Origin of the sequence: Sutterella sp. (assembly GCF_052272535.1) — a bacterium.
GTDB lineage: Bacteria > Pseudomonadota > Gammaproteobacteria > Burkholderiales > Burkholderiaceae_F > Sutterella.
This window is the reverse complement of sequence record NZ_DAVZJY010000073.1, coordinates 1-10,045: the sequence shown is the minus strand read 5'-3', so window position 1 is coordinate 10,045 and position 10,045 is coordinate 1. Positions and strand designations below refer to the sequence as shown.

General features: G+C 60.8%; 11 protein-coding genes. All 11 read left to right on the top strand.

The features are described 5' to 3' along the window. Window positions 1-336: 336 nt before the first annotated feature. The 11 genes from ACT6Y9_RS05330 to ACT6Y9_RS05280 all read left to right on the top strand — a co-directional run bounded on the left by ACT6Y9_RS05330 (window position 337) and on the right by ACT6Y9_RS05280 (window position 10,014). Entirely contained in the window at window positions 337-786 is a 450-nt protein-coding gene (locus ACT6Y9_RS05330) for a terminase small subunit-like protein (protein ID WP_443743767.1), read from the top strand. Between the two features lie 377 nt (window positions 787-1,163). Further along, complete coding sequence (locus ACT6Y9_RS05325; RefSeq protein WP_443743766.1) at window positions 1,164-1,484, top strand: hypothetical protein; 321 nt, start codon at window positions 1,164-1,166, stop codon at window positions 1,482-1,484. Between the two features lie 716 nt (window positions 1,485-2,200). After that, window positions 2,201-2,491: a helix-turn-helix transcriptional regulator gene (locus ACT6Y9_RS05320; RefSeq protein WP_443743765.1), complete on the top strand. Its 291-nt coding sequence runs from the start codon at window positions 2,201-2,203 to the stop codon at window positions 2,489-2,491. Beyond that, a complete protein-coding gene (locus ACT6Y9_RS05315) occupies window positions 2,491-2,922 on the top strand; it encodes a hypothetical protein (protein ID WP_443743764.1) in 432 nt (143 codons plus the stop codon). Before ACT6Y9_RS05320 ends, ACT6Y9_RS05315 begins: the two co-directional genes overlap by 1 nt. 454 nt (window positions 2,923-3,376) lie before the next feature. After that, window positions 3,377-3,775: a hypothetical protein gene (locus ACT6Y9_RS05310; RefSeq protein ID WP_443743763.1), complete on the top strand. Its 399-nt coding sequence runs from the start codon at window positions 3,377-3,379 to the stop codon at window positions 3,773-3,775. Between the two features lie 5 nt (window positions 3,776-3,780). Then, a complete protein-coding gene (locus ACT6Y9_RS05305) occupies window positions 3,781-4,191 on the top strand; it encodes a hypothetical protein (protein ID WP_443743762.1) in 411 nt (136 codons plus the stop codon). Then, window positions 4,184-5,191: a toprim domain-containing protein gene (locus tag ACT6Y9_RS05300; protein ID WP_443743761.1), complete on the top strand. Its 1,008-nt coding sequence runs from the start codon at window positions 4,184-4,186 to the stop codon at window positions 5,189-5,191. The genes ACT6Y9_RS05305 and ACT6Y9_RS05300 overlap by 8 nt, the downstream gene beginning before the upstream one ends. Then, window positions 5,188-6,867 carry a DUF3631 domain-containing protein gene (locus tag ACT6Y9_RS05295; protein WP_443743760.1) on the top strand — a complete coding sequence of 560 codons (1,680 nt, stop codon included), beginning with the start codon at window positions 5,188-5,190 and terminating at the stop codon, window positions 6,865-6,867. Before ACT6Y9_RS05300 ends, ACT6Y9_RS05295 begins: the two co-directional genes overlap by 4 nt. 613 nt (window positions 6,868-7,480) lie before the next feature. Beyond that, complete coding sequence (locus tag ACT6Y9_RS05290) at window positions 7,481-7,750, top strand: YqhA family protein (protein ID WP_443743759.1); 270 nt, start codon at window positions 7,481-7,483, stop codon at window positions 7,748-7,750. A gap of 365 nt (window positions 7,751-8,115) precedes the next feature. After that, window positions 8,116-9,429: an OmpP1/FadL family transporter gene (locus ACT6Y9_RS05285; RefSeq protein ID WP_443743758.1), complete on the top strand. Its 1,314-nt coding sequence runs from the start codon at window positions 8,116-8,118 to the stop codon at window positions 9,427-9,429. Window positions 9,430-9,693: 264 nt separating this feature from the next. Beyond that, window positions 9,694-10,014 carry an aldehyde dehydrogenase family protein gene (locus ACT6Y9_RS05280; RefSeq protein WP_443743757.1) on the top strand — a complete coding sequence of 107 codons (321 nt, stop codon included), beginning with the start codon at window positions 9,694-9,696 and terminating at the stop codon, window positions 10,012-10,014. Window positions 10,015-10,045: the final 31 nt, after the last annotated feature.

The window sequence follows — 10,045 nt, the reverse complement described above, 5'->3', positions numbered from 1 at the left end:
GGTGCAGGCCGGCTTCAGGCCGAAGGACGGCGGCCGAGCGCCTCACGGATGGACGCGCACGACGCCGCCGACGCGGCGCCGCCCTGGCCGAATTTTCCGCTCAATCCGCGCGCGCGCGCGAGGGACCGGGCGCCCGAGGGAAAAGCACCCCGCGTTCAGGTCGAATCCCTGAATAGCGAAAACCTCTCAATCTTCATCGGGCGATAAACCCATCTAGAATCTTCATAGAAGCGCACTGCGGCCGCTCTAGCACCTCCCTATTCAGAGGGCTCTAGAACGCGCCTAGTGGGCCCGTGGGCGCGTGGAAAAGGCATTCAAGCAACGAGGGAGGGGAACATGACGCCCAAGGTAGGGAGACCGTCGAAATATTCGGCCGCGCTGGCGGAGACAATCTGCACCTTACTCCGGGAGGGGAACTCAGAGAGACAGATAGCCGCGATGGAGGGAATGCCGAGCGCGTCTACGCTGAGTCGGTGGAAAAACGAATATTCGGAATTTCAGAGGGACGCGATTCGCGCCCGTGAGGCGTCCGCAGACTTCTATGACGATAGGCGCCGGGCCCGAGCGGATGAACTGTATGAGACCGCACGGCGGGCCCTGGCGGGTGAGGTCGAGATTCCCCGAGGCTACATTGAGGCGATGAAAATCGCGATACAAGAGGATGCGCGCTCGGCGGCCCTGCGGAACGCCTATCGCTACGGTGACCGCAAGCGCGTTGAACCTAGCGACGACGAAAACAATCAGAACTCCCGCCGATTGAATGACTCTCTCGGGATTGTTCTCTAACTGACCGAAGGACGCGCACGACGCGGCCGACGCGGCGCCGCTCCGGTGGACTGTAGCCGCGCGCCTGCGGCCGTTCCCCGGCCTCTCTGAGGGCCCTGGCGCCCATTCCCTTCGCTGTGAAGCAGGCGCACTCCAGGCGCCGGCCTCATGCCCCCTGCGGCCCGGCCGGAGGCGCCCTACCGTCGCGCACGCCGCGGCCGGAATGCTTGACCGACGCGCACGTGAGGCCCGTCGGGCCGGGCCGGTATGATTCACGAATGAGGTGCGCACGCCGGGGGAGTAGCTACCCCTGGTGCTCGGCTGAGAGACATCCCGCAGGCTGAGGGCGCGCCTCGCCTCATTCTTCAATGCGTCGTGCGGGATGGAGGGATGCGGCAATGACTAATCAATTCGCCCTCTTTGAATATCATCTAAATGATTTTTTTAACCAAACTGCGATAAGGATAGGTACCTGGATTCGCTTTGATGATGGTTACGACATTATAAGCGAATTAAAACATACAATTGCAGACATAACATCACAACTTGGTGCAACAATCAAAAAAAACGACGCTCTAGCAAAGATGGATGAACTTGCTAGCCTTTTCGCCAACGCAAAAAATAACCCACAAAAAAAAGCCGTATCACGGAAGATCCGTTCTATTGTTTGGCAGTCGACTAAGACTTACCTGCCTATCCGATCATTTCGACCGCATTGATGCATGTGTTCGGAACATTATAGAGAGTGGTTGCTTTTCTAGTTTCGCAATTAGCTGTAAACTAGAAAATAGATTGCGCTTCTTAATTGGACGGCTTATAGATTTTTTCTCTAGATTCACATACTTAAAGTCACTAAAAGATCTTACAGATATTGAAGTTGCCGAAATTAAAGAAAAGGTTAACGATATTACGTCCAATTTGGCAACAATGTTTCAATTCGTTGACGATATTTATATAGACTATTTAGAGAGGAGATCGAATTCAGAAGACTTAGAGGCAAATCCGGTCGAGCCCAAAAAGAGAGGAAGAAAGCCCCTCGCAAGCGATCCCGTATTGATAGAGATTGCGAAACGTGTAAATGACGACTTTAAACTTACAAGCGATCAAAAGGGATTCAAATTCCAGGAACTATTCCAACAGCACACTGGCCGCAAAATCTCGCTAGAACGAGCTAAGCGCAACCTCCGTAACCTTAGCCGCCTATCTCCCTCACAAACGGCTTCTGTGGCCCCCTAGTTGGTCGTTTTTATTTTCCGACGGTCGTTTTTTCGCTTCAGCATTTTCGACAGTCACTTTTAGTTTTCGACAGTCACCTTTTAATTTCCGCCCTCCCCGCTGAGGGTGGTTCGTGAAGAATTCACCTCAGGCCGCAAGCATTCATGCGGCCCGCTAAGGAGTCCGGCTAGTGGACTCCGGTTCATGAGGAGAATTTTTCATGACTCGCAACTCAAAAATTCCCGCCTCGGAAGTGACGCCCGGCGCGGTTGCTGAAAAGCAGATTGAGGCCATTGTTCAGACGTTCTCGGGCCGCCTCGCGGTTGATGCTCGCGATGGTTGCCGTGCGCTCGGTATCGGTAAATCCACGTGGTTCGAACTGCGGAAGACTGATCCGACGTTCCCTAAGCCGTTCCGCATCGGAGCTTCCGTCCGCTATCCCGTCGCGGACCTGATCGCCTGGATGCAGGCGCGGATGGCCGAGACGAACGACGCCGAGGAGGTTGCGTAATGAGCAAGAACGCACGCAAGAGCAACACGCTCCAGGCGCTGAATGCGGCGCTCAATCTCTACCGCACGAATACCGACATCAAGGATGCATCCCGCGTTGGCGCCCCTCAGGCCGCTGAAGTTCCTTGCGCCGCCGACGCGGTGCTCCGCTCGGTGCAGGTGGATGATGGTGTTTGCCGCTTCTCCCTCTTCGATTGGGCGGGCGCGAACGGCGTCAAGCAGTCCGCCGCCGCGTTCTCGTTCCGGCGCTTGCTAAAGCGCGTCCCGGGCCTCGGGGACCACGTGGAGGCCGTGCGCCGCGCCAACGTCTACGGCGGCCCTACGTTCGTGGATTACCGCCTGGACGCCGTGGGCGTGCTCGCCTGGCTGTACTGGCGTGAGAACAACGGCCGGCTCCCGTGGGCGCTGTTCGAGGGGAGGGCCTATGTCTAGCCCCGAAAAGAATGAGGCCGTCGAGAAGAACGTCGTTCGAGTTCCTGCTAAGTCCGAGAACAACGCGCTTCGTGGAACCGGCCTCGCCGCCGAGGATGCCGCGCTCGGTCGCCGTTGTGGAGGGATTCGTCCTTGCGCGGCGTCCGTGCGCCGGGCTAAGATGAACACGCTCCGCCGCGTTCCGGCGGGGTGTGGAGGTCGCAGTCCACTTCAGTGCAACAGGCGGATGACCGCCGCGCCGCGCGCTTTCGCGCCCACGGCGTTTTCTTTTGGCGGCGTCCGGTATGGCCGAATTGCGCCCGCAGTGTATCTACAGGTTTGCGGGTTGACGCCGTGCGGAGAGTCTTCGGACTCGCCGCTCCCTGTTGCGCGGTACTGCGAATCCGCACGGCGTCGCCCTCCCATCGCAGGGGAGAACGACTCTCTGCAATTCGATGCAACAGGAGGCCGCACTATGGCCGATTCCCTCCAGCGCGCTGACCGCGCTACTCACTCCGGCGTCAAGACCGACGCCCTCCCTCCCTTCGATTCTGCGCACTTCCTCCAGGGCTCTTCGTTCGCCGAGGAACGCCGGCTCGGGTTCGTGCTCAATGTGCTCGCGTCGAATGACCCCGCGGCCGTCGCCGCGCTGAGTCCGGACCTTCAAGGACTGGTTGATGACGTTGCCGACGGGCTGAAGTTCGTTGCCGTCACACTCGCTCGGCCGGCTGACGCTTCTCAGAAGACTGATCCGCCCACGGCTGAGGAATGCCGGGGACTCGGTTCGATCGTCGGGCTTCTCGCCGACGTGCTCCAGGTGGTGAGCGCGGCGGACATCCACCGGGCGAATGCCGAATATCGCCTGAGGAGGTGAGGATCATGACGAACATGAATGAACGCCCGTGCGGTGCGCCGCACGCGGGCGTGGATGAAGTCGCCCTGAAAGACAAGTGCGCTCGCGTGTTTGAACTCAAAAAACTCCGGGGCATTCCGCTCGCGGATTGCTTCCGGGCCTGCGGTACCGGGGACCTCCAGGTAATCGCCGGCATGACGCGGGAGCTCAAAGAGGTCGAGGAACAAGCTAACGCCCTGGGGTTGGTGCTCAAACAGCTCAATGCGTTCAAGCGGGAGAAGTTCGACGCGGGCGATGAACAGGCTATGCGCATTTCTCACGACGAAATGAGGGTTTATCGGCTGTGGCTGGACCTGACCGAAATCGAAAACGCCCTGCACTCGGCGCATGCCGTCGCCCATGTGGTCCTGAAGACTGGAGGGCTAAGCGATGACTGAGAGAATCTATTCGACGCCGCAGGATGCCTGCACCGCCGCCGGCGTGGAGTTCCCGCGTCGAGGGCTTGTTCCGGGCCCCTGGAACGTCACGGCCGCATTCAACGGGAAGACCTGGAAGCAGGGCGCGGGCCGCGTGCGCATGTTCGCCGACGGCCGGGGCGGCGTCGCCTGGAACTGGATTCAAGACATGCGCTCCCTGTGGTTCGACGATGCCGACGGAAAGCTCACGCCCTCCGACGTTCTCGTTCGACTGGAACGCTCTGCTGTGGAGCAACGTCGATGGGCAGAGGAAACTGAGGCCGAGTACGCCAAGGGAGCCGCCGTCGCCGCCGAGCTGATGCGGACGGTACGGCCCGCCGTGGGCGTCGAGCATCCCTATCTGACGCGCAAGCACGTCCGGCCCGTCCCGGGGCTGGGTGTTCTTGACGCGTGTTCGATCTCTGATGCGTTCTATCGCGTGCTCGGGGAACGACGCCGGCCCTATGACCCGAAGACTCAGAAGACGATGAACGGCCGCGTGCTGGTGGTCCCGCTCTATCTGGATGCGCACCGCACGCGCCTCAGTTCGGTCGAGTTGATCTCGGAGGCGGGCGGCAAACCGGCACTCGCTGGCGCGCGCGCCTCGGGCGCGTTTTGGGTGCCTGATGAAGTTGCGCTAGCCGATGAAGCTCCCGCCGTTATCGGCGTCGCCGAAGGGCTCGCAACCGCGCTGAGCGTATCTCAGGTGCTCGGCGTTCCGTGTGCGGCGGCCCGCTCCTGCGGGAACCTTCGCGCAACCGCTCTCGGCCTGAAGAAGAGTTTCCCCGAGTCAGAGATCGCCGTCTATGGCGATGACGATGAAGCCGGGCGCCGTGAGGGGCGCCGGGCCGCCGTCGCCGTGGGCGGCTCCCTGCACTTTCCTTCGTTCGACGTGAATCTCCAGGAGAGGTTCAAGGCCCGGACCGGCGGTGAGAAGCCGACGGACTGGAACGATTACTTCATTGCTACGGAGGACCTATGACCCCCGACGCAACCAACGTCAAAGAAAAAGCCCCGGCGGTGAACGCTACCGGAGCTATTGAAGAAAATGCTGTGATTGAGATTTTAGCGGACGTGCCGTTGGGCGCCGTCGCCGCGAACGACGTCAAGGCGCCCGAGGTCGAGCCCGATCAGTCCGATCACACCTCCAGCACCGGCCGCAAGAAAAGGACGCCCCAAAAGCGCGGGAGCGGCGCCAAGGAGAAGACGAAGGAATCCTCCGTTGACGAACACACGAAAGCCATAGACTTCATGGCCTCGCTCTTCCTGAAGGACTTTCAGAACACCATTAATGACGCCGCCAAGTTTTTGCCCGAGGCGCTCGGGAAGTTCGATCAAAATAAGTGGAAAGAGGGGTTGCGCGCGCTCCGCGCGGCTATGTTGGACGGCTCGCAACTCATGCCCTGGCAGATTGACCCGGAGCCCTGGCCGGAGGTTCCTTCGATCCGGGCAGTTGTCGAGGAACTGATCGCGCTGGTCCTTCGCGTCGTTCATTGCTCGGATGCGGCGGCGCGGACGGTCGCCTATTTCTGCCTCGCCACTTGGTTCCTGGAGTACTCCGAATACGCGCCGTACCTCACGATTACGGCGGCCCAAAAGCGGTGTGGGAAATCCACGTTGATGGACTTGATGCAAGGGCTGTGCCGCCGCCCGCTCCCTGTCGGGGCGGCGCCCTCCGCTCCTTTCGTCTTCCGTAGTCTCGAAGAGTATGAGCCCACGGCGTTCTTCGACGAGGTGGATACCTATCTCGCCCGCCACGATGAGTTGCAGGGCATTTTGAACAGCGGGATCACGCGGAACAGCGCGTTCGTGGGGCGCACCGTCGGAAAGGACTCCGCTAGCCTGAAGCCGAAAACGTTCAAGTGTTTCGGGATGAAGGTTTTCTCCGGCATTCGTGCAGACGGAGCTGGGGCCGCCCTGATGGACCGAGCAATCATCGTGAAACTGGAACCCGCGCCGAAGGGGCGGAAGTTGACGAAGCTGAGGGACGTTCCGCAAAAGGACCTGGAGGTATTGCGCCGCAAAATGGCGCGCCTCGCCGTCGAGTGGGGGCCAAAGATGAAGGGCCTCAGGCCGCATGAACGCCCCCGCTACCCCGAATCCTTCAATAGTCGGGAGTGCGACAAGTGGGAACCGCTCTTCACGCTAGCGCAGTTCGCGGGGGAAGCAGACCTCCAGGCGCTCACGGCGGCGGCCGTGGAGCTGAAGAACGACGCTCCTGAGACTGAAGACCGTGGATACACGTTGTTGTGCGACATTCGCGAAATCATCCAAAGGGCAGAAAAGTCTGATACGGGGACCGGGTTCGATTTTGTCGCTCTTGATGGAACCGGGCTGAGGTTCAATGTCCGGGAGACGAAACACGGGGACGCCGTGATGGTGCTCCGGCTGTGTCAAGTGCTCATGGCCGACAAGGAAAAGGATTGGTCGCCGCACGGTACAAGTTCGCTGACGCCTACGGCCCTTGGGCGGGCGCTCCAGCCCTATCGCGTGAAGTCGGTGAGCGTGCGGCTCACGGTGGAGGAGCGTTCCATGCCGGACCTGGCGGGCAAAACGGTGATGAAGTTCTACCCGCTCGAATCGTTCCGTCGCGCGTTCGCAACCTACCTCCCGCCGCTCGAAGTGGATGACGAAGACGATGAAACCGGAGCCGCGTAACCGATGCGTCAAGTTACGTAACTTCATTGGCTGTCCCGAAACGCCTGCGGCTCTAGGCTGTAACTGCGTAACCGGTGTAACCGACTCTAGAGGGGGTGGGGGTGCAAGCACTGTCGGTAACGCATCGGACGCTGAGGGACGCCGAGAGGAGTTCGAGGAGCGCGCCGCGATTCTGGAGTACGACGCCGGGATGAATCGTGAGGACGCCGAGAGGCTAGCTCACGTGCTGACCGGCTGGAGCGGCCTCTAGACCTCCAGGTGAATGAGCCCGTCGGGGAGTTGAATCCTCGGCGGGCTTTTTGTCGTGCGGATGCTGATGCGGCGCGCGCCCTCCGGCGCCCCTCCAACGCGCCTACACGGCCGACGTTGTGCGCGTCGTGCTCGGGTGAAGGGAGTGGAGCTGATGCGCTCCTGGAGGCCCTGGGGCGCGTCCCGGGTGGGTTGAACGCCGAGCGAACGCCGAGGAAGTTGCATGCGGGGCCCCGACGCGGTGCTCCAGGCGTGCTTGATGCAGATCGTCCATACACAGCCGCCCTAGACCTCTTGTTTTTAGTACATTGGTAGGTACATTTTTGCGATGTACTCTTATAAATTACATATAAATCAGGGTGCATTGACCCCGGGCTACGAGAACTACGTCTCGTCGATCAACATCAAGGACGACACCGAAAAGCTCAGCTGGCTCGGAAAGCTCGACACGGGGTCGCTCAAGAACAAGGTCGCGGCGGCGATCGTCGCGATCTCGTCGATCCACCTCCTGCGGGTCTTCATGGGCATCCAAGACATTCCCAACGACAAGCTCCTCTGGTACGTCGTGATCCACCTCACGTTCGTCCTCTCCGCGCTCGTCATGGCCTTCATCGACCGGTTCTCCCGCCATTGACCGCAGGCCGGTTGCCGCAGGCGCCCGTCTCCCCATTCCAGGAGCGGGCGCTTGTTGCATCCGGACACGGCGTTCACGAAATTTTTCGGATTAGCCTCTTTTGGCGGGAGTGATCGTCCGCCTTGCGCCCCATCCGATGATTTTCCATTAACTTTCCATAAAGATCAATGCGCTGAGCGTCATCCGCCTCCCGCTCCCCCTCATCATCCGTTAGAATGAACGGCAGCAAATCCTAGGGTTATCCCTTAATTTTGGGAGTTCTAGCGGCCTCTTCGCTCGCGCAGAATGCGTTTCCACTTGTTGCGCGGGGTACGTACCCGCCCTGTTTTTTCTCAAACATTAGAAAAGCGTTCCGGAGACCTTTCGTGATCCGCACCAACCTCAAGATTGCCGCGGCGGCCCTTGCCGTCGCCTCCGCCTTCGCCTCGACGGCCCATGCCGCGGGCTTCCAGCTCACCGAACAGTCCGCACTCGCCCTCGGCCGCGCCTACGCCGGCGTCGGCGTCGACGGCACCGACATCTCGGGCGTCTACTACAACCCGGCCACGATGACGCTGCATCCGGGCACGAACGTTCAGATGGGTCTCGTGGGCGTGGGCCTCAACCTTGAGTACGTCTCGCACGATAACGGCCAGACCTACAAGAACAACGGCCGCGCCAGCGAAGAAGTCCTCCCGCACCTCTTCGCTTCGCACCAGATCAACGATTCGACCTGGATCGGGCTTGCCGTCACGGTTCCGTTCGGCCTCTCGACCAACTACGGCGACGACTTCCAGCACAAGGAGCTCGGCACCGACGCCAAGATCACCGTCATCAACTTCAACCCGAACGTTGCCTGGAAGCTCAACGACAAGTTCTCCTTCGGTGCGGGTCTGGCGCTGCAGTACGTCGACGCCAAGTTCGGCGTCGGCGTCGGCACGATGCACAACGAGTACAAGGCCGACGACTTCACCTGGGGCTTCAACGTCGGCCTGATGTGGTCGCCCGTTGAGAACGTTCGCTTCGGCGTCTCCTACCGCTCCGAGACCAAGCACGCCACGGACGGCGACCTGACGATTTCCGGCGGGGAGTCTGTTGGTTTGACCAGCGGCACCTACGACGCCTCCGTCACCGTCTCGGGCCCGGCCTGGGCAATGTTCAACGCCGCCTGGGACGTCAACGACTATCTGAGCCTCTACGCCACCTTCCGTTGGGCCGACTGGTCGAGCTTCAAGAGCCTCAAGACGGACAGCGACTACCTGAATACCGTGAAGGGCCAGCTCAATGCGGCTTTGGAGAATGATCCTTTCAACGCCTCTCTCAATACGCAGGCCTATCTCCTCAACAGCCTCACCAACATCCAGAACAACTGGGTCGACACCTACCTCTACTCCGTCGGCTACGACCTGCGCGTGAACGACTTCTGGACGCTCCGCGGCGGCGTCGCCTACGAAACGTCCGCCATCGGCGATCCGAAGAAGCGCACCGCGATCATTCCGGATGCGGACCGCTGGTGGTTCGCGATCGGCTCGTCCTTCCACTGGTCGAAGAACTTCCAGACGGACGTCGCCTTCGCGCACCTGCACGGCGTGCATGAGCGCTCGCTCTACGACCACAATCCGGGCCAGGGCAACGAAATCGGCCGCTACCGCCACCTCGACGCCTATCTCGTCGGCGTCCAGGCGCAGTACCGCTTCTAATCTGGCACACAGCGGGCCTCTCCCCAGAGAGCGCCCGCTTGCCCCGCCTGAAGGCCCGTCGAAGCTTCGGCTTCGGCGGGCTTTTCTTTGCCGAGCGGCGCCGCCCGGCATGCCCGAAACCACTCCGGGCGCTTGACGGCGGGCAATCTCCCTCCCCGGCTTCTACTTTCGACCGATGGGGCCCCTCAGTCCCCGGGCGCTATGCTCGGAGCAGCAACTCCCGGGCGGACGCCGCCCGACGAACAGAGTGGAGAGATCCGGATCATGGGTGCAGAAACCGAATACACCGCGCTCTTCGAGCGCCAGTTCATCGACGGCGAATGGGTGCCGTCGTCGAGCGCCGACTTCATCGACGTCGAGAATCCCGCGACCTTCGAGCACTTCGCGCGCATCCCGGACGGTACGGTCGAGGACGTGGACCGCGCGGTCGAGGCCGCCCGCCGGGCGCTTCCTGCGTGGAAGAGGACGCCTCTGGAGGAACGACGCGCCCTCATGGAGCTTTTCCTCAAGCATTTCCAGTCGATGCGCAACGCGATCATCGAGCTCGAACTAAGCAACCCAATCACTGAAGTGACGGGGTTTTGATCCATTCTGACCAGGGCTTTTCCGGGCAGCA